21 protein-coding genes are annotated in these 25,828 nt (G+C 66.2%); 7 read left to right on the top strand and 14 right to left on the bottom strand.

Translation table 11 applies throughout. The features are described from left to right. Positions 1-96: 96 nt before the first annotated feature. The 3 genes from ACQP1T_RS10030 to ACQP1T_RS10020 all read right to left on the bottom strand — a co-directional run bounded on the left by ACQP1T_RS10030 (position 97) and on the right by ACQP1T_RS10020 (position 3,576). A complete protein-coding gene (locus ACQP1T_RS10030; RefSeq protein ID WP_433762120.1) occupies positions 97-1,170 on the bottom strand; it encodes a CobW family GTP-binding protein in 1,074 nt (357 codons plus the stop codon). A 150-nt stretch (positions 1,171-1,320) separates the two neighbouring features. Then, positions 1,321-2,793 carry an N-acetylmuramoyl-L-alanine amidase gene (locus ACQP1T_RS10025; RefSeq protein WP_433759670.1) on the bottom strand — a complete coding sequence of 491 codons (1,473 nt, stop codon included), beginning with the start codon at positions 2,791-2,793 and terminating at the stop codon, positions 1,321-1,323. 207 nt (positions 2,794-3,000) lie between these two features. After that, complete coding sequence (locus ACQP1T_RS10020; RefSeq protein WP_433759669.1) at positions 3,001-3,576, bottom strand: sigma-70 family RNA polymerase sigma factor; 576 nt, start codon at positions 3,574-3,576, stop codon at positions 3,001-3,003. 168 nt (positions 3,577-3,744) lie between these two features. On the opposite strand from ACQP1T_RS10020, the gene ACQP1T_RS10015 reads away from it, so the two are divergent. From ACQP1T_RS10015 to ACQP1T_RS10000, 4 genes are all read left to right on the top strand, one after another. Then, complete coding sequence (locus tag ACQP1T_RS10015) at positions 3,745-4,110, top strand: hypothetical protein (protein ID WP_433759668.1); 366 nt, start codon at positions 3,745-3,747, stop codon at positions 4,108-4,110. A gap of 54 nt (positions 4,111-4,164) precedes the next feature. After that, complete coding sequence (locus tag ACQP1T_RS10010; RefSeq protein ID WP_433759667.1) at positions 4,165-4,914, top strand: SDR family oxidoreductase; 750 nt, start codon at positions 4,165-4,167, stop codon at positions 4,912-4,914. 61 nt (positions 4,915-4,975) lie between these two features. Beyond that, a complete protein-coding gene (locus ACQP1T_RS10005; RefSeq protein WP_433759666.1) occupies positions 4,976-6,178 on the top strand; it encodes an MFS transporter in 1,203 nt (400 codons plus the stop codon). Between the two features lie 4 nt (positions 6,179-6,182). After that, entirely contained in the window at positions 6,183-6,584 is a 402-nt protein-coding gene (locus ACQP1T_RS10000) for a PaaI family thioesterase (protein WP_433759665.1), read from the top strand. A 10-nt stretch (positions 6,585-6,594) separates the two neighbouring features. Here ACQP1T_RS10000 and ACQP1T_RS09995 read toward each other — a convergent pair whose 3' ends face one another. Further along, complete coding sequence (locus ACQP1T_RS09995) at positions 6,595-7,452, bottom strand: cyclopropane mycolic acid synthase family methyltransferase (RefSeq protein ID WP_433759664.1); 858 nt, start codon at positions 7,450-7,452, stop codon at positions 6,595-6,597. 347 nt (positions 7,453-7,799) lie between these two features. Here ACQP1T_RS09995 and ACQP1T_RS09990 point away from each other — a divergent pair, with 347 nt between their 5' ends. Next, positions 7,800-8,972: a transcription termination factor Rho, short form gene (locus tag ACQP1T_RS09990; RefSeq protein WP_433759663.1), complete on the top strand. Its 1,173-nt coding sequence runs from the start codon at positions 7,800-7,802 to the stop codon at positions 8,970-8,972. Positions 8,973-9,109: 137 nt separating this feature from the next. On the opposite strand, the gene ACQP1T_RS09985 is transcribed toward ACQP1T_RS09990, so the two are convergent. Both ACQP1T_RS09985 and ACQP1T_RS09980 read right to left on the bottom strand, forming a co-directional pair. Then, a complete protein-coding gene (locus ACQP1T_RS09985; RefSeq protein ID WP_433759662.1) occupies positions 9,110-9,868 on the bottom strand; it encodes a dienelactone hydrolase family protein in 759 nt (252 codons plus the stop codon). Positions 9,869-9,989: 121 nt separating this feature from the next. After that, positions 9,990-10,427, bottom strand: coding sequence for a DoxX family protein (locus tag ACQP1T_RS09980; RefSeq protein WP_433759661.1), 438 nt, complete (start codon positions 10,425-10,427; stop codon positions 9,990-9,992). Positions 10,428-10,525: 98 nt separating this feature from the next. On the opposite strand from ACQP1T_RS09980, the gene ACQP1T_RS09975 reads away from it, so the two are divergent. After that, entirely contained in the window at positions 10,526-11,089 is a 564-nt protein-coding gene (locus ACQP1T_RS09975) for a TetR/AcrR family transcriptional regulator (RefSeq protein WP_433759660.1), read from the top strand. A 37-nt stretch (positions 11,090-11,126) separates the two neighbouring features. After that, positions 11,127-11,492 carry a hypothetical protein gene (locus ACQP1T_RS09970; RefSeq protein WP_433759659.1) on the top strand — a complete coding sequence of 122 codons (366 nt, stop codon included), beginning with the start codon at positions 11,127-11,129 and terminating at the stop codon, positions 11,490-11,492. A gap of 32 nt (positions 11,493-11,524) precedes the next feature. Here ACQP1T_RS09970 and idi read toward each other — a convergent pair whose 3' ends face one another. From idi to ACQP1T_RS09930, 8 genes are read right to left on the bottom strand one after another with little or no spacing between them, the layout of a single operon-like run. Then, entirely contained in the window at positions 11,525-12,082 is a 558-nt protein-coding gene (idi, locus tag ACQP1T_RS09965; RefSeq protein ID WP_433759658.1) for an isopentenyl-diphosphate Delta-isomerase, read from the bottom strand. Then, positions 12,079-13,098: a UbiA family prenyltransferase gene (locus ACQP1T_RS09960; RefSeq protein WP_433759657.1), complete on the bottom strand. Its 1,020-nt coding sequence runs from the start codon at positions 13,096-13,098 to the stop codon at positions 12,079-12,081. Before ACQP1T_RS09960 ends, idi begins: the two co-directional genes overlap by 4 nt. After that, on the bottom strand, positions 13,098-13,910 hold the full coding sequence (locus tag ACQP1T_RS09955) for an SDR family oxidoreductase (protein WP_433759656.1): 813 nt from the start codon (positions 13,908-13,910) through the stop codon (positions 13,098-13,100). The genes ACQP1T_RS09960 and ACQP1T_RS09955 overlap by 1 nt, the downstream gene beginning before the upstream one ends. 2 nt (positions 13,911-13,912) lie before the next feature. Further along, on the bottom strand, positions 13,913-14,878 hold the full coding sequence (locus tag ACQP1T_RS09950; protein ID WP_433759655.1) for a DUF1702 family protein: 966 nt from the start codon (positions 14,876-14,878) through the stop codon (positions 13,913-13,915). Positions 14,879-14,918: 40 nt separating this feature from the next. Further along, entirely contained in the window at positions 14,919-16,046 is a 1,128-nt protein-coding gene (locus ACQP1T_RS09945; RefSeq protein WP_433759654.1) for an enediyne biosynthesis protein, read from the bottom strand. Next, positions 16,043-18,010: a CRTAC1 family protein gene (locus ACQP1T_RS09940; protein WP_433759653.1), complete on the bottom strand. Its 1,968-nt coding sequence runs from the start codon at positions 18,008-18,010 to the stop codon at positions 16,043-16,045. The genes ACQP1T_RS09945 and ACQP1T_RS09940 overlap by 4 nt, the downstream gene beginning before the upstream one ends. Before the next feature lie 38 nt (positions 18,011-18,048). Then, positions 18,049-19,428: an aminotransferase class I/II-fold pyridoxal phosphate-dependent enzyme gene (locus ACQP1T_RS09935; protein WP_433759652.1), complete on the bottom strand. Its 1,380-nt coding sequence runs from the start codon at positions 19,426-19,428 to the stop codon at positions 18,049-18,051. Continuing rightward, a complete protein-coding gene (locus ACQP1T_RS09930; RefSeq protein WP_433759651.1) occupies positions 19,425-25,760 on the bottom strand; it encodes a type I polyketide synthase in 6,336 nt (2,111 codons plus the stop codon). The genes ACQP1T_RS09935 and ACQP1T_RS09930 overlap by 4 nt, the downstream gene beginning before the upstream one ends. Positions 25,761-25,828: the final 68 nt, after the last annotated feature.

Below are 25,828 nucleotides of genomic sequence, written 5' to 3'. Positions count from 1 at the left end.
GCGCGGCGGGGCAATGTCTCAGTTCTATGTCCGTGCGATTGCCGCGCCAAGTACCGAACGCGCCAGCTTCGAGCAGAACGCGCCAACTTTCCGGAGTCAGTGCGGGGTGTAGCGCCAGACGCCGAGCATGGCTTGCTGGTCCAGCGGTTCGGCGGCGGTGTGCACGGTATCGCGCAGCCGCGCCAGGGCCGCGTCGGCGGGCAGCCCCGCACCGATCAGCACCAACTGGGTCGTGCGCGATTCGCCGCGAGACCAAGAATCGGGTTCGAAGACGATGTGGCGACCGACCATGTGTAGCACGAACTTCCGACGCTCGGCTGCGACGCCGAAGGCGGCGAATCCCTTGGCACGGAACAGTCCGGGCGGCGGATCCTCGAGGAATTCGACCAGGCGGCGCGGATCCAATTCCCGGTCGCTGGTGAAGGACACGCTGGTGTAGTCGTCGTGCAGGTGGCGGTGCTGCCCATAGCGGCTGCTTGCAGGTCGCTCGAAAAGATCGGCATGGTCGTGGTGATCGTGGTCGTGGAGCAGTTCGTCGAAGCTCAATTGTTCGGCGACCCGGGGAATTTCGCGCAACGGCTCGTCGAAGAGCAGGCCGGGGTCGATGTGGCCGTGGGTGGTCGCGTAAACCGGCACCTGACCGATCAGCTCGGTGATTTCCTGCCGCAATCCATCCAGCCGCTCCGGCGACACCCGATCGGCCTTGTTGAGTACGACCAGGTCCGCCAGCCGCAGATGGGTGGCGAGTTCGGGATGACGCTCGCGACTGTCCGGGAACTGCTCGGCGTCGACCACCTCGACCAGACCGCCGTAGCGGATGCGTGGGTTCTCGCTACCCACGACCATCCGAATCAGATTGCGCGGTTCGGCCAGTCCGCTGGCCTCGACCACGATCACGTCGATCTTGGCGCGCGGCTGCGCGAGCCTGGTGAACATCTCGTCGAGTTCACCGACATCAACCGCACAACAGACGCACCCGTTGCCGAGTGAGACCATCGCGTCGACCTGTCCGGCCACCAGCATGGAATCGATATTGATGGCCCCGAAGTCGTTGACCACCACGCCGATCCGCGTGCCCCGGCTATTGCGCAGCAGATGGTTGAGCAGCGTCGTCTTCCCGGATCCGAGAAACCCGGCGACTATGAGAACAGGAATCCGCACTGTGTTGATTTTGCAGCGCCTGCGGCGCTGCGTGTTCGCGGCCCCCGGTGTCTCGCGTCGCACCACTAGCGACCTGCAAGCAGTCGCTAGTGGTGCCGTCGAGACTCGCGCCTGCGGCGCATGCGCTTCGATGCGACTATCCACAGTCAGGCGACTGCGTTACTTGGTCGGACCGAGCAGGGTACTGGCCAAGGTGTAGGCCAGGTTGATCAGCTCCGAGGTGATCACGGTGTTGTCCATGCCGAGGGACCTCGCCAACGGCAGCATCATTTGCATGATCGTGCCGACGAGGGCTGGCAGGGCGCCGGTCGTGTTCGGCGTGGACTGGCCCGGCGACAACTGGGAGCCGGGTGTTTGGCCCGAACCGGGTGACTGCGGGGTGTTGGGCGAGAACCCGAAGCCTTGCGACTGCGGCATGTCGGGCAAAAGACCGTAACCCGGTGACTGCGGGGTGTTCGGCGAGAGCCCGTAACCCGGTGACTGCGGCGTATTGGGCGAGAGCCCGTAACCGGGTGACTGCGGTGCGCCCGCTTGTGGGGTACCGGGGGACTGCGCCAATCCCGGTGTCTGTGTGTCCGGCGAGCTCGGCAGCTGCGCGTAGCCCGGTGCCTCGGTATACCCCTGCGGCGGATTCAACGATGCGGGTGCGGTCGGCACGGTCCCCGCGGAATTGGGCGCCACCGCGGGTTCGGGAACGGCTGACGCCTGCGCTCCACCAGGAACCGCGGCGGGAGCCTGCGGAACCGACTGTGCCGGTGGGGTATTCGATAGTGGAGCCGAGGCTGGCCGATCGGTCGACCCGGTCAGCGCCGGAATCGCGCCCAGTGCCGCCGTCGCCTGCTGCTGTGCGCCGAGCAGGAAGCCCACCAAGCCGGTCGTTATGGCCAGGGCGTGCTTGACCTGCCCCTCCGGACTTTCCAAGAGTGCGGCGTCCTCGGCATTGGCGCCATTGCCCATTTCGATGAATACATCGGGCACGGTGGTCATCGCCGGACCGGCCACATCCGCGCGGGTCTGCAGACCGTCCTGTGCGCCCGCATAATTCGCGGCCGGGAATCCGGCCTCCAGATACGCGTCGCGCACCGCCCTCGTCGCCGCGAGACCGAGCCCGGACTGAACCTGATCCGCCTTCGGATCCGGGATCGGCAGCTGCGGCACGATCAGATGGAAACCACGGTCCTGCGCCGGTGCGCCGTCGGCGTGGATGCTCACCGCGACATCGGCACCGGATGCATTGGCGGCTTGGGCGCGTTCATCGACGCAGCCGCCCCATCCGGAATCGTCCTGACGACTGAGTACCACCTTGGCGCCGAGATCCTGCAGGGCCGCCCGGACCAGGTCGGCCACCTTCCAGTTGATGGTGTGCTCCGGCACGCCGTTGACCGTGGTCATGCCGGTGGTCTGGCAGTCCTTGGTGCCGCCGCGACCGTTGCTCACCTGCTTAGCCAAGTTCTCGGCGTGGTTGGGACCCTGATGACCCGGGTCGAGGAATATGGTCTTGCCTGCGAGTTTCGTGGACATATCCGGCGATGCCGGATCGGCGATCGCGGCCGGGGTCAACCCCGACAACGTCACCACCACGGCGGCCGTGACGGCGCCGCAGATACCGGTACTGATGATGCTTGGCTTCATGTGCGGTGTCGGTGCCCCGGGACGGGGCACCCCTCCCTTCCCACTAGTAACACCAAACCCAGTGGTTCACTCTGGCAACGCCAGCATCAGCAAAGCAAGCGCCGTTACCGAAATGTTATCGGCGCGCTCGGGCGCATTCTCGCTGATCAGACGACCAAAAAGCGACTCACGCCGCCGTGAAACGGGGATTGCCGACCAGATGCGGGCTCATGCACCGAGCGGCAAGCGGCGCAAGGAGCGCAGCGCGTAATGCACCCGGGTCTTGACGGTGCCGACCGGCACACCGAAGTCATCGGCCACCTCTTGATAGGCCCGGTCCCGCAGGATCACCTCCACCACCGCCGCGCGCTGCGATTCGGGCAGCCGGGCCAGTAGATCGGCGACGAGCAGACCGTCGACGAGGCGCTCGGCGAAGTCCGGATTCGCGAAGCGGACGTCGCTGAGCTCGGTGATCTCATCCCATCCGGTATCCGCGGGGCGGGCCGCGCGGGCGCGAGCGATATCGATCACGACGTTGCGTTCGATGGCGAGCAGCCAGGTGCGCACTGTGCCCTTGCGCTCGTCGAACCCCGCGCACGAGCGCCAGGCTCGCAGCAACGTCTCCTGGACCGCGTGTTCGGCGAGGCCAGAGTCGCCGAGTCCGCGCATGGCGCGCCAATGCAATAGCGCCCGGTCCGCGGCCAGCACGGCGGCGAGCCCATCGTCGGTACAAAGCCCAGCACACGCCACCCCGCAAGTCGACCGCCTGCCCGCGACATCGACCACCGGACAAATACCACTCATATAACAGATATCGCGGGAATACCGGCGAGTGGAATCACGGCCGACCGGAATCTGGCGATTCCACCGAAATCGACCGCCGAGTCTGGTAGACCTTGGCCCCGGAGATTCGGGGATCTCCGCAGGTCAGCCGCCAGTGGCGGCCAGAGCACAATTCGAGGAGACAGCAGTATGCGTGCAAGCACGCTCGTGATCGCGGGGGCAATGGCGTCCACCGTGACACTGCTGGGCACCGGCACCGCGGCCGCCCAGCCCCGCAACACCATCACCGAGGATGGTGTCTATCTGGTCGGCGTCGATATCTTCCCCGGTGTCTGGGAGGGCCAGGGCACTCCCGACCCGGCTGTCGGCTGCGACTGGCGACGGCTGCGCAAGGTCGAGGGCGATAACACCGATCAGCACTACATCATCAATAACGACTTCACCAGGAACCGTCCGGTCCGCGCCGAGATCGCGCCGACCGACGTGGCCTTCAAGACGGTGAACTGCGGCGCTTGGCACATGCTGCCACCGAGCACAGGTTCATTCGGGGGCTGAGTCGACCCCACAGGGATATTGACTCGCGTTCAGTAACCGCTATGGTTCGCAACCATGACGCGGAGCAAGATCCTGATCACCGGCGCCAGCGCCGGACTCGGTGCGGCGATGGCGCGGGATTTCGCCGCGAAGGGCCGGAACTTGGCCCTGTGCGCCCGCCGTCTGGACGCGCTCGAGGCCCTGCGTGACGAACTCACCGCCGCGCACCCGGGCACAACCGTCGCGGTCCGCGCGCTCGATGTCGATGACCATGCGGCCGTCCCACGGGTTTTCGCGGAACTGCGCGATGAACTCGGCGGATTGGATCGGGTGATCGTCAATGCGGGCATCGGCAAGGGCGCGCGGATCGGCACCGGACGTGCGGATGCCAATATCGCCACGGCCACCACCAATTTCGTCAGTGCCCTCGCCCAGACCGAGGCGGCCCTGGAGATCTTCCGCGCCCAGGAGTCGGGGCACCTGGTGCTGGTGTCCTCGATGAGCGCGGTGCGCGGCTTGCCGGGGAAGAAGGCCGCGTATTCCGCGAGCAAGGCCGGACTGGCCGCGCTCGGTGAGGCGCTCACGGTCGAATTCGCCAACTCGCCGATCGCGGTAACCACATTGCTTCCCGGATTCATCGCCACCGATATGGCGGCGAAGGCCGGTGACGCACGCATGGTCACGCCATTGACGAAGGGCGTCGCGGCGATGGTGCGGGCGATCGAGCACGAGAAAATTCGCGCGTGCGTTCCCGGTTGGCCGTGGCGGCTCATCGATGTGGTGCTGCCACATCTGCCCGGCTCGGTCATTGCCCGGATGAGCTGAGCGCACTATGGCGGCCTGAACCCGCCAGAACTCGACGGGCGGGATTGTTGGACTGGAGCGCATGTCCACAGTTCTCGCGCCCTCCCCCAGCGCCGTCGCCCGGCCACCGCTGATCCGGTGGCTCGCCGTCGTCGCGGTGATGCTCGGCATCTTCTCGATCGTGACGACCGAGATTCTGCCGATCGGCCTGCTGACCGCGATCGGAGCCGATTTCACGATCTCCGACGGCATGGCGGGGCTGATGATGACCCTGCCCGGTCTGCTGGCCGCGATAGCCGCGCCCCTGGTGACCGTCGCTGCCGCGCGGATCGATCGCCGACTGTTGCTGTGCGCCTGCACGTTATTGCTGGTGATCGCCGATGCGGTGGCCGCGTTCGCACCGGAGTTCTGGGTGGTGCTGGCCTCCCGCGTGCTGATCGGGATCACCATCGGCGGCTACTGGTCGATCGCGGCCGGACTGGCCGGCCGATTGGTGCCGCCGGAGTCGGTGCACCGGGCGACCGCGGTGATCTTCTCCTCCGTTCCGCTCGGCTCGGTGCTTGGCGTGCCCATGGGCACATTCGTCGGCAACGTCGCGGGCTGGCGGGCCGCGTTCGTGGTCTTGGGCCTGCTGTCCGCCGTGGTGCTGGTGCTGCTCGCGGTCGCAGTGCCCGCGCTGCCCGCCGAGCAGGCCCTTCGCCTGACCACGCTGCGCATCGGTCTGCGCGGTGCGGGCATCCGAATCGCTTTGCTGGCAACGTTTTTCGTGGTGATCGCACAGTTCGGCAGCTACACCTACGTCACACCGTTCCTGGAGCAGGTCACCGAGGTGAGTGGGGGCACGATCACGGTGCTGCTGCTGATCTACGGTGTGGCGGGTATTGCCGGGAACTTTCTCGGCGGCACTCTGCTCGGCCGTCCCCGTCGCGCGCTCGGCTTCGCGGCGAGTGCGATGGCGGCCGCGATGCTGCTGCTGCCGTTGCTGGGGCGCTGGGACTTCGGTGCGATCGCGCTGCTCATCGTGTGGGGTATCGGATACGGCGGTGTGCCGGTGGTGCTGCAGACCTGGTTCGCCGATGCGCTGCCCGATGCGCCCGAGGTGGCGTCGGTGCTGTTCACCGCGTCGTTCCAGGCGACTTTCTGCGTCGGTGCGCTGGCCGGCGGGGTGATCGTGGATCGGACCTCGCCCGGGACGGTGCTGGTCTGCGGCGGTGCGACCGCGCTGCTCGTACTTCTCATTACCTCCGAGGTAATCGACGCGCGCCGGGTGCATCGGGCAGGCTGACTTCATGATCGATGAGGTGGGCACCAAGCTCTTTCACCAGTCCATGCCCTTCACCGAGCGCCTCGGAGTCGAGGTGCTCGAACACGGCACCGCATTGGTGCGCAGTCGGATCGCGTGGGACGAATCGCTGTGCACGCTGGGCGGGGTAATGCACGGTGGGGTGCTGATGTCGCTCGCTGATGGGACCGCGGCGGTGTGTGCATTCCTGAATCTGCCCGAGGGTAAGCAGGGCACCACGACGGTCGAGTCCAAGACGAACTTCCTGCGGGCCGTGCGTTCCGGCTATGCGACCGCGACGGCGCGACCACTGCACGCGGGACGGTCGTTCATCGTGGTGGAAACCGAAATCCGCGATGACGCGGACAAACTCGTCGCCAAGGTGACGCAGACCCAGGCCGTACTCTGAGGCCCCTGGCTCACTTCGCCATTGTGAACTGCATGACATCGATGTGCCCGCTGCGGAAGTACCCGGCACATCCGGTGAGATATTTCAGGTATCTGGCGTAGACCTCCTCCGAGGCGATCCGCACCGCCTCGTTGTGATGGTTCACCAGCGCATGGGCCCATTGGTCCAGCGTGCGTGCGTAATGCAGGCGCAGCGGCTGGATCTGCTCGGTGCCGAATCCGGCCTGCCCGGCCAGGCGGGTGATCTCGGCGGGCTGGGGCAGCTGTCCGCCGGGGAAGATCTCGCGCTTGATGAAAATGTGGAAAAGCGCCGCCTCCCTGGTTACCGGAATATTCATGCGACGCAGGTCGTTGAGCCTATGGCCGATGATCGTATGCAGCAGCATCCGGCCTTCAGGCGGGAGCATGTTGTAGCAGCGCTCGAAAAATGCCGGGTACCGCTCGCGGCGGAAATGTTCGAAGGCGCCGATACTGACGATCCGATCGGCACTCCCGTCGAACTCCTCCCACCCCTGCAGCCGAATCTCGACGCCCGCCACACCGCGACGATCGATCTCCGAGCGGACGTGCTCGTACTGATTGCGGCTCAAAGTGAGACCGACAACCTTCACGCCATAACGCTCGACCGCACGGAACATCGTTGCGCCCCAACCGCATCCGATATCGAGCAGGGTCATTCCGGGCCGCAGATCCAATTTGCCGAGCGAAAGATCGATCTTGGCGAGTTGGGCCTGTTCGAGGGTCATGTCGTCGCGCTCGAAATAGGCGCAACTGTAGGTCATCGAAGGGTCGAGGAATAGCCGGTAGAAGTCGTCGGAAACGTCGTAGTGCGATTGCACTTGCCGGTAGAACGGTGCCAGCTCGTCCATTGCAGCTCCTGCCTTCCGTCGGTCTTGGCCGGATATGGACTGATACGAGACAGACCGCCGATCCGTTCTGCCGGATCGGCCACCGATACGAAAAAGTGGCCTGCGCCGCTCGCCGTGGCCGGGCTGTGACCATTGCGCGACAGCCGTTCGACGAGGTATCCTCGCCCCTGTCCTTGTGGATGTTGGCATCCGGTCGATCAGAGCCGGACTCCCGCAAGATCTCTCAATTCCCGACCGCAATGGTGGTCCACCTCGTTCCCGGAGCCCACAGGGCCATTCACCGCAGCGAGCCTCAGTCGCCGCTGCCTCACACGGCCGTTCGCCGTACCCCACGCAAAGGAAAGACCATGAAAGACAACACATTTCCCGTACCACAAGACGGGGATGCGGCGGCCGATGCCGCTCAGCACCCCGTACGATCCGTCAGCGGCATCATCGATATCGCCGACAACCGCGCCGCCACCCTCCGTGCCGACGGCTACCTCCCTGGTCCGCATGACGTGCACGTGCCGCCTCGGCTAATCCGCGAATTCGGTTTGCGCCGTGGCGATTTCATCATCGGGTCCGCCGAACCGGGACGCAGCGGCAAGCTCGACCCGCTGATCCGCATCGAATCGATCAACGGACAGGATCCGAAACGCGCCGCGCCCCGGCCGACCTTCGAGGACCTCGTCCCCATCTACCCCAACCAGCGGTTGCGCCTGGAGACCGAACCGCATGCCATGACCACCCGGGTCACCGATCTGGTCATGCCCATCGGCAAGGGGCAGCGCGCACTCGTCGTCGCGCCGCCCAAGGCGGGCAAAACCTCTGTGCTGCAGGCGATTGCGCACGGCGTCGCGAAGAACCACCCGGAGTGCGAACTGATGCTCGTCCTGGTCGGCGAGCGTCCCGAGGAGGTTACCGATCTGGCCAGGTCGGTGCCCGCCGATGTCGCTGCCGCCACCTTCGACCAGACCCCGCGCGAGCAGATCGCATTGGCCGAACTCGCCATCGAACATGCCAAGCGCCTGGCCGAAATGGGCCGGGATGTCGTCGTACTGCTCGACTCGCTGACCCGCCTGGCCCGCGCCTACAACAACGCCGCCCCGTCCTCTGGACGCGTACTCTCCGGCGGCGTCGATGCCGCCGCGCTCGCGCCGCCGAAGAAATTCCTCGGCGCCGCACGCAATTTCGAGAACGGCGGCTCGCTCACCATAATCGCCACCGCACTGGTGGAGACCGGTTCGCTGGCCGACACCGTGATCTTCGAGGAGTACAAGGGCACCGGAAATGCCGAGCTGAAACTGGATCGCGCGACCGCGAGCCGCCGGATCTTCCCGGCCATCGATATCGCACAGTCCAGCACCCGCAAGGACGAATTGCTGCTCACCCCGGACGAATTGGCGGCGACGCACCTGTTGCGCCGCACCCTCGCCGCGGTGGACGGTCAACAGAGCATCGACCTCCTGCTGGAGGGACTGCGTCAGACTCCGACCAACGCCGAATTCCTGGCCCAACTCGGCCCCAATCGGCACTGATCCGCTTGACACGTCTCTATTAAGGCTCCTTTAAGGCCCTGTCAAGTCCTCCGAGGCATATTTATTACAGCCCGATCGGGCCTGTCTTCGGAGGGGGAGACAGGGCCGGTCGGGCTCTCGTCGTATTCGGTTCGGGGTCAACCCAATTCGGTGGCGAAAAGCGCCGATGTCCGCCGCCACGAATCCTCAGCGGCGGCTTCGTCGTACGGTTCCCGGCCGGGGAAGAAGAAGGCGTGTTTCGCGCCCTGGTAGACCACCGATTCGTGCCGCACACCCGCCTGATTCAAGGTCGCCTCGAGCTGTTCGCGCTGTTCGGCATCGATGACGTGATCGAGTTCGGCGAAGAACAGCAGCAGCCGCACATCACCCTTCGCGATGTTCTCGGTCGCGGCCAGCAGCGGCTCCGGCCTGCTCAGCGCGGTGCCCGCGGTGGTCAGCCAGCCAGGATAGAAGATGGCCGCCGCATCCAGGTCCAGTCGGGTGGCCGCGAAGTAGGCCAGGTGGCCGCCGAGGCTGAAGCCGAGTACGCCGGTCTTATCGGTGGCGCCGCCGTGCTCGCGGGCATAGGCGATGGCGGCCCGGAAGTCGGCCTCGACACCGTCGCGGGTGAGTTCGCCGAGCAGGCCGAAGGCACGCGTCCGGTTTTCATCGGTTTCGGTCAGGCCCGCAGCCGTTTCCGGACCGGAGCGGTGGTAGACGTTCACCACGAAGGCCACATAGCCGAGCTCGGCGACCCGATCGACGATCCGACGTGCGTCCTCGGTGAGTCCCCATAGCTCTGCGCCGACCAGGACGGCCGGAAATGTGCCCTCACCTTCGGGGCGGGCCAGATAGCCGTTCAGCGATGAGCCGTCCACATCGAGGTCGAACTGCCGAGAAACGATCCTGTAGGTCATGGCTACAGCCTATGGCCGTGGGCCGCTGATATCCGGCTGAGCCGAGCCCGCCAATCCCCCCGCGGACGCATACGACTATGTCGGCACACCGAATTCGGTATGCCGACATCGATTTCGGGGATCAGCCGAACAGGACGAGTCCTGCCGCACCGAGGAAGATCACCTGTATGACGGTGCGTAGCGGCAGGGGCATGGTCTTGATGCCGATACCCGCACGCGCCGCACGAATATTCGCGGGGAACATCACGATCAGCAGCAGGATCAGGCCCGCGGCGGCCAGTTTGGCGACGGGTGGGATCAAAAGCCCGATGGCGCCGCCGATTTCGAGCAAGCCGGTCAGGGTGACCCAGCCGGCGGCGTTCGGCAGCTGCGGCGGAACCATGCCGACCAGTGCGCCGCGCTTCGGTTCGATGAAGTGCGCGCTCGAGGTGAGGGCGAACATCGCGGCCAGCCCGAGTGCGGCGGCGTGCGGCCAGGAGTCGAGCCAACCGATGTCGCCGAGCCAGCCGATGAACCGAGCCAGTCCGGCGATGACGATGAGTACAACCAGCGGTGCCATCAGATTCTCCTGGGGTCGAACACCTAATCTTGACAGTGGCTAGATTAAGCCGAAGCAGGGAACTTGTCAATGACTAGATTTTGGGCGACCATCGAGACATGGCGAAGAGCGGCTATCACCACGGCGATCTGCGGGCCACCATCCTGGCCGCGGCCGCCGATCAGATCGCGACCGACGGCGTCGACGCGGTATCCCTGCGCGGGTTGGCCCGCCGGGCCGATGTTTCGCATGCGGCCCCCGCGCACCACTTCGGTGATCGTGCTGGGCTACTGACCGCACTTGCCATCGAAGGTTTCGACCTGCTCGCCGAGCAGTTGGCCGCGGCCGGTCCGGAATTTCGCGAGGTCGCGCTCGCCTATACCCGCTTCGCTCGCGACCATCCTGGCCATTTCGATGTGATGTTCCGGCGTGAACTCCTGCACGCCGACGACGAGCGCCTGGTCGCCGCCCGCACCGCCGCCGGAGCGGCGCTGCGTTCCGGAGTCTCGATCATGCAGCCCGACAACACCGCTGAGCAGCAACGAGCCACCCGCCTCGCCGCCTGGTCGCTGGTCCACGGCTTCGCGGCACTGTGGCGCGAAGGGGCACTGCAGGATTCGACGGACGGCTCCGATCCGGAAGCCCTGGCCCGCCGGATGATCGCCACCGTCCACTTCGAATGACCACGGCCCTTTGGGCTTTCGCCGTAAGTTCTCTGGCATGGATATCCACGCCTACCCCACCGAGGCGAGCACCCCGGTGGATCTACCCGAGGCACAACGCCTCGCCGACCACTACCTGTCCACCGATGACGGCATCAGCAACCTGCTCACCGAATTCGAGACCGGCTTCACCGTCGTCGCCATCTGCCCGCCGCCACCGGGCATCGACCCGCACAAACCCCCACTGCCCCCGACCATCGGCGGTTCGGTCTGCGTCATCGACAAACCCACCGGCGCAATCTCCTACTGGCCCACCTACCCCACCCCCGTGGTCGCCGAACAGTACACGCGGGCAATGCAATCCGGCCGCCTGATCATCGAAGACAGTTGGCCGGACGAGGACGACGCCGCCGCGGGCGACTGAGGTGTACGGACCACCCGCTCGGTTGGCGCGGGTCAGGTGAGGTAGGTGGCGTGCGTGGCAATTTCGAGGACACCGTGCAGCCACGGGGTGTAGGAGTCGGGTGCCGTCGAGATACGTCCGAGCAGCTCGGCGGGGTCGGCCCAGGCGCATTCGGAGACCTCGGCCGGATTGGGGCGGGGTAGATCGGCGGGGATGACGCCGACCAGCACGTGGTCCCATTCGTGCTCCACCTGAGCGCCGCGTGGGTCGGCGGCTCGATAGTGGTAGATGCCCGCCTCGGTCAATTCCGTGGCGGTCAGGTTCAGCTCCTCCATCAGTCGAATCGTTGCGGCGGTGATCACGTCCTGGCCGGGTGCGGGATGACCGCAGCAGGTATTCGAAAGGCGTTGTGGGAAGCGCGTTTTGACCGCTGCGCGACGTTGTAGCAGGATCCGCCCGGACGCGTCGTACAGCAGCACCGAGAAGGCGCGGTGCAGCTGCCCGGGCGGGCGGTGTGCCTCGGCCACCGAACGTGCTCCGATCGCGCGGCCGTGCTCATCGACCAGTTCGACGAGCAGGGACTCACGATCGGAGCGAATCTCGGTGGTCATGATGATTGTTGGCAGAACACGGCGGCCGCGGGCACGACGGCTGCCCAGGCAACGAGCGCGACCATGTATACGAACAGTTTCGCCTGCGATCGGACGAGCGGCATGGCGTCGTCCAGTGGCTTGCCCCAGGTGCCGAGCTGGGTCCGGCCAAGGTAACCGATAACGACCGACACGCCGACGGCGTACACGAGCAATGTCCAGGTAAATCCCACCATGGCGACGACGGAACCCGCCACGAGTGCGGCGCCGACGGTGACCCGCGTCATCGACTCGAACAGCGAGACGCGCAGACCGAGCGCCACCACCGAGGTCCGGAATCCGTGCTCGGTGTCTTCCGGAATGTCCTCGGCGGTGTTCGCGACGAAAACTCCGGTGGTCGTCAGCCCCAAGCCGAGAATGGCGATGAGCGCGGGTATTTCGATCGGCCGGTCGTAGAGCCGGAGTACGACCACGCCAGGAAAGACCATGGTCATGAGGTAGGTCCAGGGGATCTGCCAGAATCCGGCGGCCTTGAAATGCCATGGCGGCAGCGAATATTCGAGCAGCAACAGCGTTCCGACCGGAATGATCAGCAGCAGATCGAGATGCCCGGTCGCCACGGCGAGGTAGACGGCCGCCACACCGATGCCCGCGGTGGTGAGGTAGATCTGCCAGGCCACGAATCGCACACCGAGATCTCGAACCATGCGGGAGAACTTGGATTTGTATTCGACGTCCACCCAGCGATCGGCCAGGCAATTGGCGACGTGCAACAGTTGTATGGCGGCGGCCAGCATCACCGCCGCCACGATCATCGGCACCGACCAGATCTCGGCTCCGGTGTGCGCACTGAACAGCACATCGGCCACCATGACCGCACCGGACATCGGCGCGATTTCGGGCCGGGTCAGCCACAGCGCGTAGTTGACCTTCGTGCGCAGCGGCAGCGGACGACCCTGCTCACCCGGACCCGCGGTGAAAATGCGGCGCAACCGTGCCCGCAACGCGGCATCCCCGCCGCTGACTGTGGTGGACATCAGGTGTGCTCCTGGCGTGCTCGTTGCCGTGCGCGGGCAATACTGCGGCGGAAAAACGGCCGGGACAGATCCTCCGGAAGATTGGCCCACCGCATGAAGAAGGTGGTCAGCGGATCCACCGTGATGTGATGGCGGCCCCGCTCCAGCCCACGTACCGCCGCTTCGCCGACCTTGTCGGCGGGCATCGGCTTGATCGAACCGGTAATGGCCTTGGTCTCGGCCGGTTTGCGCAGGTTCTCCCTGGCGAGTCCGGGAGTGTCGGTATCGGCCGGGTAGAGCACCGATACCGTCACCCCGTCGGGCTCTACCTCGTAGCGCAGGCACAGCCCGAGCTGACGGACGCTCGCCTTGGTCGGCCCGTAGCTCGAATATCCGGGGATGCCGAGGAAAGCAGCCGTCGAACTGGTAAGCAGGACATGGCCTTCGCCACGTTCGACCATGCCGGTCAGCACACACCGAATGGCATTGACCGAGCCGAGATAGTTGGCATCGCTCTGGATACCGAACTCATCGCTGTCGATATCGAGGAAGAGACCGGGCAGGGTGAGGCCCGCGCAGCAGGCGATCACCGCGCAGGCTCCGTTGCGTTCCTCCAGTTCTTTCACGGCGATCGCCAGCCCGGCTCGGTCGGTGACATCGGCGGTGCGCCAGTCGGCCCCGATCCGCTCGGCGGTGGCACGCAGCGGCGCCTCCCGCCGGGCGATGACCGAGACGCGCGCGCCGCGCAGTGCGAACGCGGTGGCCACGGCGGCTCCGATACCGTCGGAGCCGCCGGTGACGATCACATGCTTATCCGTCCAGCGCACAGTCATCTTCAACTCCCGCCGGGTACCGCGAGTTCACCGAGACGGTCGCGCCAGGCGTGATAACTGGCGGCCGTGCCGTCCTCCGGAATGCCGACGAAGGCCTTATCGATCAAGGCCGCGGCCTCGTCGATGGTGCGACCGGTGTAGGTCCGCACGGCGACCTCGGTATGCGGGGTAACGCTATCGGCCTGCTGCCGGATCTTCGCGACCATGGTCGACCCGGCCGCCAACTGCTGGTGGAACTGCGGCACCAGGGACCGAATCGCTTCCAGGTCGGCGACTTCCACGCCACCGGCGAAGGTGGTCGCGATGCCGATGCCGTTCCACAGGTCGGCGTGCCTGCTCGGGTCGAATTCGGCGATTCGCGAGGCGACGCCGTCGACCGAGCCGCCGCTGACGAACCAGAGTGCGCGCCCGATGCCTTGATCGGCGGCCCGTTTCAGCGGTGCGGTATCCCCCATCCAAGCCGGGTACCGCTCGTCGACGTGCTGGCGGTCGATGTATTTCTCGGTGCGGAAAAAGGCGTTGTAGAAGCCGTATCCGTCGACCGCGAGCCAGCGGTACACCGGATGCTTCGGAAAGACCTTCTTCCAAATCGGTTTCGGAATCTTGCCCATCGCCAGGCCGACGCCGACATACATGGTGAGGTCGTGTTTGGCCGCGGGCCCGGTGAACAGGTCCGCGGCGCGGTGGCCGAACGGGGTGATCGAGTCGACGGCGGCCAGACCCGTCGCGGCGCCTTCGAATGCGAAGCCCTGGTACTGCTCGGGCAGCTGTTGAATCTGCTCGATCAACTCCGCGTTGTTCTTACTGCAGACCGCGAGATGGATGCTGGTGGACAGGTGGGTGGCGACCCGCTCCAGTTCGGCGGCTGTTGCGGGGCTCGGCGTCGCGAAGCCCGGCCGTTTCATCGGTTCCTGCTGGATGCGTGTGCCGAGCAGGGTGGAGCGAAGTGGTCCGATCAGTGATGGCATATGACCCTCGATTCTGTTGCGGCAGTGTCGGTTCCGGTTGTCAGGACCGTGCCGGTTCCTTCTCCGGTTCGACTTCCGCTGATTCGTCCGGCTCCGCTGCCGTCGCAGACTCGTCCGCTTCCGCTACCGCTGCGGGTTCGTCCGGCTCCGCTGCCGTCTCGTGCACGTCCACCACCGCGACGGTCGGGCGATCGGCCAGCCATTCCCGAATATTTCGGGACCACCAGAACAGTCCCCGACTCGCGCACACGATCACCAGCGCGAAGAACAAGCCGAACGAGACGTGCAGTGCCATCAGTACGCCGTACATCAGGCCGACCGAGCCGCCGAAGATGATCTGGTCGCGCTTGGCGAACGGTGTCGTCGCCGGGTCGGTGATCATGTAGTTGGTGTAGAGCACGAAGGCGATACCGGTCATCGGCAGCAGCGCCGCGATGATCGAGATGTTGCTATCCAGCAGACCGCGCACCACCGCCTGCAGCACATACGCACCCAGCCAGGCCATGATCAGCGGTGTCTTCTTGGTCAGCTTGGCGTTGAGCATGGTGCCCGCGCCGAGCAGCCCGAGCACGATCAGCGCGTCGGCCGGACCCGAGACGTTTTCGACGAAGTGATACGGACCGACCACGGCGATCGTCGGGAAGACCAGCAGCGCGACCACGATCCCGAAGTTCGACGGGTTCATGAAGTGCTTGACCTTGCCGTTGACCTTGGCCCGCAGCACCCATTTCGTGCCGACCGCGACCGTGATGCCGAACATGATCGGCAGGAACTGGTCCGCCGCGTACATCAGGAAGTTGAAGGCGACGCCGGTGATGTGCGCGGGCAGCAGGAAGACGATCAGCCCGCGGAGTCCGTTGCCCCGGTAACCGGCCGGGCGGCGATAGGCCCATGCCGCAAGCGTTTCCAGGATCATCTCGACCGCATACGCGGTGCCCGCGCTGAGGAACGGCCACAGCCACGGCTGCTCGAATCCGAGCCACAGGAAGCCCAGAATATTGAAGATCGTCAGCGAGGCCGCGAAGTTGCGCAGCGCGAGATAGCGCGGATCACGTCCTTCGATATTGACGCCCAACCACTTTCGCCGCCGAGCTTGCGCCGAGGTGGGTGCGGAGCCGTTGGTGTTTTCGACCACCGCTGTTCCGTTCGAATGTGCTTGAACACTCACTGGTGCACCTCCCGGGCATCGGAGTCGAGAACGAGGGTGTGTTGCCCCGGTCGCAGCTGCAGCTGCTGGGTGTGCACGGCGCCGTGGTTATCGCGCCACGCGAGTTGTACCGACAGCGCGGTAGTCGGATCGATACCGCCGAGTCCGACGTGGATATCGGTGGACCGCTTGCCCGCGTGCCCACTGCCGCCATCGACTTGGGCCACATGGGTTTTGCCGTCCGGCATGGTCACGGTGATTTCGGCGCCGAGAGCCGGAGAACCGAGCACGGGCTTGCCCGCGACCGTCGTCTCGCCGGCGGCAGCGGTGGTCGGCGGGGTCAGCAACCGCAAGCCCAAGTACTGCCCGGGATGCGGTGCGTCGTTGCGGTAATAGACCGGCGCTTCCCACTGCCTGGCGACCGCGAAGCTGAGGTTGCCGGTGCCGGTCGAGTCACCGACCGCGATGCCACGGGTGGGTGTCGCCGCGAAGGTGTCGAGGGCGGGCGAGATATTGGCGAACTTGCCGCTGTCGTCCTGGGCGAAGAAGCCGATGCGGTTATTGCCCGCCAGGTCCGATTCCTCGGTGAACTTCGGCCAGGCCCACGGGTACTTGGTGAAATCGTCGTTCATCGTGGCCATTTCCTGTACCTGCGGCCACCGAGTGCTCGAACCCTTGAACATCCCGTTGGTCTGCACGATCTGCGGTCGGCCGCTGTTGTCGAAGTCGGCGACCTTGGTATCCCAGCACCAGCCGTCCCAGGCGACGCCCTTTTCCACGGCCCGGTTCTCGAACGGTGCGACGCCCGACGCCAATTGCGCCGCGGCTTGTTTCGGATCGGTGGCGGTGTTGTAGAAGGCGAGGTTGGCCTCGACGATCCCCCACCGCTGCGCGATATTGCTGACGAACAGATCGGGCATACCGTCGCCGTCGAGATCGGCGAAGTCCGCGCCCATGCCCTTGAACGAATCATGGCCGAGCACAAAGGACTTCGGATCCGTCGGGCCGCGTTCACCTTCGGCGAGGCCGAAGCCGATGTGTCCCGGTGTCGACTTGTTCACGAACAGGCGATCCGGGCCCATGTCGTTGGCGACATACAGTTCGGGTAGTTGGTCGCCGGTGAGGTCCTGGGTGGCGGAAGCCAGTGTCCAGCCGTTCGCCTTCCCCTCCGGGAGCGCGTTGACGACCTCGCGGTACACCGCGGTCGGCTCGGCGCCGCCGGTGCTCTGCTGGAAGGTGAGGATGCGGTCGGTACCGGCATTGGTCGCGGTGGAGAACGATTCGTTCAGCGTCAGACTGTGCTGACCGTCCGGACCGATGAAATCACTATCCGGGAAGTAGTTTCCGAGGTAGACATCCGGGTTGCCGTCACCGTCGAAGTCGGCGACCGAAGCGGCCAGGGTGAACCAGCGCGCGCCCTGATAGCCGCCGTCCTCGGTGGCCGGTGGCTCCACCATTTCCACCGGCCGGAAGGCCTTGTTGTCCAGGTGCTTGGCACCCGCGCGCGGCAGGTACAGGATCGGGGTTCGCCCGCCGTAGTACACCATCAGACCGATGCGGCCCGAGTGGTCGAAATCGCCTGGAACACAGCCGGTCGGGGCCATTCGGTCGTCGGTCGGCAGCGGCGCAGGATCGAGTGCGAAGGGTGCGTAGCGGCTGGTGTCGCTATCCGGCGTCGGCGTGACGATCACCGTATCGGATCGGGAATCGACCAGGCATAGGTCATCGGCCCGGCCGTTGCCGTCGATATCGTTGATCGCCGTCGCGGCGTTGACCGAGGACATCCACGCCACGACATGCTCATACCGTGGCTCGATATGCCGGATCTTGTGCTCGGGCAAGCCGGGTGGCAGCGCGATCGGCATCTCGGTGAAATGGAACCGGCTCGCCAGCGGACTGCTCGGATCGGTCTCGACCGGGGCGATCATGGCCGAGTGGGCCGGTACGAACAGCACCGCCATCAGCGTTACCGATGCCAATGGCACCAACGCTTTTCGCAACAGAGAAGAACTGACCGGTAATTTCACGAGTGATGACTCTCTTCCATGGTGAGGCCGTCGAACACCGACCGCAGGGTGTTCAACGCATGATCGAGCTGCGCCTCGGTATGACGGCAGTTGATGAAGAACCGCAGGCGCGCCTCGCCCTCGGGCACCACCGGATGCCCGATGGCATTGGCCATCACATTGCGCTGCAGCAGTTCCATCGAGGCGCGCACCGCGGGTTCGTTCGCGCCGGTGATGATCGGGGTAATCGGTGTGGCCTGGCCGTTGCCGGTGTCGAAGCCGAGTTCGCGGGCCCGGCGGTGGAAGTATTCGGCGTTGTGTCGCAGTGTCGCGACGCGTTGCGGCTCGTCGTGCAGGACGGCTAGGCCCTCCAGTGCGGCCGCCGCCGCGGACGGTGCCGGTGAGGCGGTGTACATGCTGAGACCGGCGGCGGAGTACTTGAACCCTTCGACGAGTTCGCGGCTGGCCGCCAGATATCCGCCGACGCTGCCGAGCGCCTTCGACAGTGTGCCCATCCAGACATCGACGGCATCGCCGGGCAGGTCGAACAGTTCACGCGCGCCGAGCCCGCGCTCGCCGAGTACACCGAACGAATGCGCTTCGTCGATCATGATCGAGCAGTCGTATTTCCGTGCCACCTCGATGATTTCGGGCAGCCGGACCACATCGCCGTCCATGCTGTACACGCCCTCGATCAGCACCAGGGCCCGATCGAAGCTGCGCCGCGACATCGCCAGGATCGCGTCCAGCGATTCTGGATCGTTGTGCCGGAAGGTGACTCGTTTGCAGCCCGCCCATTCGGTGCCGGAGACGATGCTGTTGTGGATCAGTGAGTCGCAGACCGCGATATCGCGCTTGCCGAGCAGGAAGGCGACCGCGGCCGCATTGGTGAGGAAGCCGCTGGCCGTCACGATGGCGGCCTCGGTGTCATAGATCCGCGCGAGCTCGCGCTCCAACTCCCCGTAGAGCGGTAGCTCCCCCGCGACCATCCGAACCGCGGCCGCGGATGTCCCGTAGCGACCGATCGCGGCAATGGCGGCGGCGTGGACGCGTGGCTCGGCGGCCAGATCCAGGTAGCCGAAACTGCTGAAGTTCAGCATGTCCCGGTTGGCGAAGCTGGTCACCGCCCCGCTGACGCCGTCGTGCGGCAGGTAGTAGGGATTGAGCACACCCGCCTCGCGCGTCCAGGCGTCGAAGGCGGCGAACTTCGCGTTGGCCTCGAGCACACCCGGATGGTCGCGGAAGGAGGTCTGCGGGCTCGGGCGGCGGGCGGTCCGCACATCGGCCGAACCGTGGTCGGCTCCCGGCGCGGTCGCCGTGGCCGCACCATTGCCCGCATCGTGCTTGGCCATCAGGGCACGGGCGAGCGCACGGGGATCTATGCTCTCAGTTGTCATGCGGTAGTCCTCACGCTGCTGTCGGTGGCGGTACTTGCTTCTTCGTGCGCGATTTGAGCGGCGATCTTGACGCCGAGGCCCGCCAGCGAAAGTCCGGCCCCGATCGAGAGGACCGACATCTTGACGCCGAGGCTTTTCACCACGCGCGCACCGAATTCCATGGCCATCAGCGAATCCAGCCCCAACTCCATGGTCGGAGTGGCCAGATCTACGGTGTCCGGGTCGACGCCGAGGACCACCGCGAGTTGTTCGGCGAGCAGACAGGCGACCACCTCGCCGCGGAATTCCGGGTCGAGCGTGAGGATTTCGGCGCGCAGCGCGCTGGTGCCCGCCGCGCCACCGCCCGCGGCGGTGACCAGCTCGACGAACCGTGGCGCGCGAGCCGACGAGCGGTGCGCGAGGGCCCATTGCGCCCAGTCGATATCGAGCAGGGCGAGCTGGGTGATGTCGAAACGCAGACATTCCCGCAGCAGCACGGTCGCGAAATCCATATCCAGCGAGCCGTATCCGGTCATCTCGGCATAGCGGGATACCGCGCGGGAATCGGCCATTCCGCCGTCGCCGCGCATGAATCCCCAGTCCACCGACAGCGCTGGCTTCCCCTGTGCGTGCCGGGCCCATGCGAGTGCGTCGAGCGCGGAATTGGCTGACGCATAACCCAATTGGGGCGAAAGTCCGGCAATGCCGCTGGCCGAGGAGTACAGCACGAACAGGTCGAGCTCGACGCCCGCGGCGGTGGTGGCCCGATCGAGATTGGTCGCGCCGAGCACCTTCGGATCGAAGATCTCGCGCAGGGAGTCGGCGGTGACCTCCGGAATCTCGGTGTTGTTGACCACGCCCGCGGCATGGATCACACCGCGCAGCGGTGCACCGCTCGCCTGAATGCGCGCGACGAGCTCGGCGACCGCGTCGTAGTCGGCGACATCGACGCGTTCCTCGCGCACGTCGACACCGTCGTTCGCGAACCGCGCCAACTGTTCGCGCGCCGCCTCGGTGCTGGCGCCACCGCGGCCGACGAGCACCAGGTGACGCACTCCGGCGCGCACCAGCTGACGTGCGGTGGCCAGGCCGAAGGCACCGAAGCCGCCGGTCACCAGATAGCTTGCGGCGGGGTCGAATTCGAATTCGCCCGGAATGTGACGCACCGCCGGTCGCTCTTCGCGCAGATCGAGCACCACCCGGCCGATCTGGGCGGAGCGTGCCACCGTTTCGAAGGCCGCGGTCAGCTCGTCGAGTGCGAACGGTGTGTTCGGCAATGGGGTGTAGTGGCCATGGAACAGCGCGTCCACCACGCGCCGGGCCGCCCGCCGAACCTGCTCGGGTCGCCGGGCCAGGATGCGGTCGATGTCGACGGCGAAGAATGCCAGATTCCGGTCGAAGGGCCGCAGATCGATGGTGCCCGAGCCGTAGATGTCGGCCTTGCCGATATCAACGATGCGGCCGAATTCGCCCGCGACCCGGAAGTTCTGCTGCAGGATCTCGCCGGGCGCCGAACTGTAGACGACGTCGACGCCCGCACCGTCGGTCAAGCGCAGCACCTCGTCCACGAAGCCGATCGACCGCGAACCGAGCACCTCGTGCGCGCCGAGCGCCCGCACCTGGGCGCGGCGCTCCTCGGTACCGGCGGTGGCGATCACCCGTGCCCCCATCCGCAGCGCGACTTGGACGGCGGCCATACCCATCCCACCCGCCGCGCCGTGGATCAGCACCGTTTCGCCGGGCTGCACCCGAGCCAGCTCGCCGAGCCCGATTTCGGCGGTGAACAGCGGCATTACCGAGGTGCAATGCAGCGGGTCGAAGGTGCCGGGCGGGAAGATATCCATCCGGGTGGTCGCCCCGGTGTCCGGCCGAATCGTGACGTAGCGCTGGACGATTCCCGGCGCCACCACCGAAATCTCGTCTCCCGGTGCGATATCGGTGATATTGCCGCCGACCCGGGTCACGACGCCGTAGCCGTCCATGCCGATTTCGGTGCCGAAAAATGTTCCGTCCAGCTCCTTTTCGGTGAGCACGCCCAGCACCTTCAGGGTGTCCTTGTAGTTCAGGCCGACCGCTTGCATCCGGATCTCGACCTCGTCCGGTCCGGGAGCGACCCAGTCGCAGGTGCGCAGTGCGAGTTCCGGCAGCAGCCGCGAGCGTGGGATATCGAGTCGGAACGACTGTTCGGGATCGGTCAGCGGCCGGGGCACATCCCATCCCGCCAGCCGGTCGGTGAGGGTCTGTCGCCAGCGGATCGTCCAGCGCGCACCCGCGCGCAGCGCCACCTCGTCGAGCGCGGTGTCGGTGTAGATCTGCTCCAGGATGTCGGCCGCCGCGGAGCTGGGTTCGGTATCGACCAGCCGCCACTGCCCGGCCGGAAGTTCGTTGAGCAGTTCGCGGCGCGCGCCGGTCAGGGCGGAATGCTCGAGTCGGGCAAACCGGTCGATCGGCAGGCACAGCGCATGTTCGGTGACCACGACGGCGTGGACCACCAGGGGCAGCTCGTCGGAGAGCAGCCCCTTGAGCGCCTGCGCGACCTGCGCGAGTCCATACACGTTGCGCATTCCGTCGAGTTCGGATCCGGCGACGACAACGAGCCGCAGGCGCTCGACTTCGGGCCGGGCGTGCGCGGCGCGCAGTAGTTCGAGCAACTGTTCGCTGTCCGCCGCCGAGGCATGCTCGCCCACCGTCACCACCTCGGCCCGGATCCGCACATTGGCGATCTCCTTGGACCGCTGGGAGATTTCCGCACCGAGGTTGACCACGAGCAGGAACTCCTCGTCGCCGGGCAGGTCCTGCACCGCCGGTTCCGCGGTGTCGGTCACGATCTCCCACACCGGTTCGTAGAACAGGCGGTCGAGCTGCTCGGAGAGCGCCGACCGCGGTGTGAGTGCACGGAATCGCACCCCCGACATGGTCAGTGCGACATCGCCGCTCGCGGATGCGATGCGGATATCGGCGCGCAGCGGATCTCCCGGCAGGCGAGTGAGAACCACGACCGGATCGGGCGGAATCGGTCCGGTCCAACGAATCCCGTTGATCGCGGACGGCACAACCACCTCGGCGTCATCTCCGAAATTCGACTGTGTCGCAGCGGCTCTCGCGAACAAGGCGGCGAAGCACTGTAGTGCCGAATCGACTACGGCCGGATGGGCGAGATGCCGATGCCCGGCGGTTGCCGACGAATCGAGATGTGCGACAACGCTATCCGTGCCGACCCAGACCCGGCTCAGCAAGCGGAATGCCGGGCCGTAGCGGAGTCCGTGCTCGGCCATGCTCTCGTAGAGCTCGTCGACGGCGACTTCGACAGCGTCCGCCGCGGGCGCGACGGCGACGGTGCTGGCGTCGGTGTCCGCCTCGACGAGACGTCCGTGCGCATTGAGAGTCCATCCCCCGCCACCCGCGGGCCGAGACTGGATGGTGAACCGGCGAGTGCTTTCCTCCACGCCGATCCGCACTACCGGCACATCGTGCTCGTCGATGACCAGCGGGCTGACGAATTCGACGGATTCGAGTCCGAACGAATCCCGGCCGGTGCGCGACGCGATGGCGCTCATGGCGGCGTCCAGGTATGCCGCCCCCGGCAGCACGACGGCACCCGCCACGACGTGATCATGCAGCCACGGCAGGTTCGAAACCGACAGTTGGACTTCCCATTCCGTGGCCACAGCCCCGGTGCGATCACCGAGCAACGCGAATCCGTTCGGGGTGCCGATCCGATCCAGCTCCGTTTCCGGCTCCTGGGTCCACACGAACCGGCGCTGCCAGGGATAGTGCGGCAGGTCGACATGTCCGGCACCCGGATTGATCGCGCCCGGCAGGCGGTCGCCGTCCAGCGCACCCGCCCGGTACAACTCGCCGATCGCGGTCAGGATGTTCGCGCCGTCGTCGCCGCCGCGCGTCAGCGTGCTGATGGCCGCACCGGTAATGCCTTGCTGCACAAGGATTTCTCGAATGCTGCCGCTCAGCACGGGGTGCGGGCCGACTTCCAGGAAGACGCGGTGTCCGGCATCGACCAGCGCACCGATCGCGTCCGCGAACCGGACCTGGTCTCGGACATTGCGGGCCCAGTATTCCGGACCCCAATCCTGTTGCGTCGCTTGCGTACCGGTGACCGTCGAGTAGACGGGTACGGTGGTTTCGCCCGGTGCGAGCGTCGCCAGTGCGGTGCGCAGATCATCCAGGATCGGATCCATCAGATGGCTGTGGTACGGAACTTCGACCCGCAGCGCCTTAGCGAATACGCCGTCGGAGGTGAGACGTTCGCCGAGGGCCGCCAGCGCCCCGCTGTCCCCGGCCAAGGTGACCGCCGACGGGCTGTTCACGGCGGCGATGCACACGCCATCGACATCGGTCAGCAGTTCGCGTGCCTCGGCCTCGGCCAGACCGACCGCCAGCATGCCGCCGGTCCCCGCCGTGCTGGCCTGCAGTCGGGATCGGTGGTAGCTGACGGTGACCGCCTCGGTCAACGACAGCGCACCGGATACGTAGGCCGCGGTCACCTCGCCGACGCTGTGGCCCACCGTGACGGCGGGTCGAATGCCGAGCTCCGCGAGTTCGGCCGTCAGCACGGCCTGGAGCAGGAAGTTGGCCGGTTGCGCGATCTCGGTGCGCGAGATCCTGGACTCCGCTTCGTCGCGGCCCATCTCCTCGAGGATCGACCAGCCCGCGAGTTCGGTGAATTCTCGGTCGATTTCGCGCGCCAGCTCGGCTGCCGGACCTTCGCCCACGAGTAGGCCACGACCCATGGCCCACCATTGCGGTCCCATACCGCTGTAGACGAATACCGGGTCGGTGTGTCCTTCCGCGATGGCACGAGCGGGCGGTTGGCCGCCGCCAGCGGCGAATTCGGCCAGCAGGGAACGCAGTTCGCCGATGTCGCGGTAGCGGAAGGCGGTTCGCAACGGGTGGTGCGCGCGGCGTACCCAGGCTGCCTCGGTCAGTGTGTCGAGCGGTTCGGTGTCAGCCGCAGCCAACAGCCCCGCGGCGAGCGAGCGCAGCGCCGGTTCGCTGCGCGCCGATAACGGCAGGACCGGCAGGATGTTCTGCCGCATTGCCGTTGCACCGGACCGGGTTTCGATGGGCGCAGGGCCGATGAGCGCGTGCGCGTTGGTGCCGCCATAGCCGAAGCTGTTGACCGCGACCAATGGCCGGAGCAGCGGTTCGGCCACCATCGGCACCCGCAGCCGCAACTCGTCGAACGGGATCTCGGGATTGAGCTTATCCAGCCGGGCCTGCGGTGCGATCGTCCGATGGTGAACGGTCAACGCGGCCTTGATGACTCCGGCCACGCCCGCCGCCGCCTCGGTGTGGCCGATATTGTTCTTGACCGACCCGACCGGCAGCGGCTCGGTCCGGCCATCGATGGCGCCGTACACCTTGCCCAGGGCCGTCATCTCCGCCGGGTCGCCGACCGGCGTCCCGGTGCCGTGCGCCTCGACGTAGCCGATCTCGTGCGGCTCGATGCCCGCGCCGGTGTGCACGCGGCGGGCAAGTGCTTCCTGCGCATCGGGATTGGGGACCGGAATGGCCAAGGTGCGACCGTCCTGGTTCACGCCGCTGCCGCGGACCACCGCATAGATGCGGTCACCGTCGCGTTCCGCGGCCTCGAGCGGCTTGAGGATGACCACACCCGCACCCTCGCCGCGGCCGTAGCCGTCGGCCGCGGCGTCGAACGATTTGCAGCGACCGTCCACGGACAGGAATCGACCCTTGCACATGGAGATGAAGGTCTCCGGCTGCAGCATGGCATTGGCGCCGCCGACAATGGCGGCGCCGCATTCGCCGAGCGCCAGCGATTGGACGGCCTGATGCAGTGCCACCAGCGACGACGAGCAGGCGGTGTCGATGGTCATGGTCGGCCCGTGCAGGTCGAGCAGGAATGCGATACGGGCGGAGAGCAGGGTGTGCGACGAGCTGGTCGGGGTGTGGCTGTTGATCGCGGCGCGAACCACGTTGCGGCCCACCGCATTGTCGTTCATGAAGCCGCCGACGAAGACGCCGATATCGCGACCCGCGACCCGGCCCGCCATCCCGCTATCGTCGAGCGCCTCCCACGCGACCTCGAGCAGCAGCCGCTGCTGCGGGTCCATGATCGAGGCCTCGCGCTGGGAGATACCGAAGAAGTCGGCGTCGAACTCCCACAGCGACTGGGTCAGGAATCCGCCACCGCGGGTGTACATACGGCCGGGCGCGTCCGGATCCGGATCGTAGAACTTGTCGAGGCTCCAGCGATCCGGCGGCACCTCGACGATGCCGTCGCCCTTGCGGATCAGGAAATCCCAAAAAGCGCCCGGACCGTCGATTCCACCCGGAAATCGACAGCCGATACCGACGATTGCTGCATCGGACATTGCGCGGTCCTCGATTTCTACCCTGAGCATTGAACGGTAGGCAGCATACTTCGATATTCGATCGGCAG

Origin of the sequence: Nocardia sp. CA-135398 (assembly GCF_050955845.1) — a bacterium.
Classification (GTDB): Bacteria; Actinomycetota; Actinomycetes; order Mycobacteriales; family Mycobacteriaceae; genus Nocardia.
Note: the sequence above shows the minus strand (reverse complement) of the source record. Positions and strands in the feature narration are given on the sequence as shown.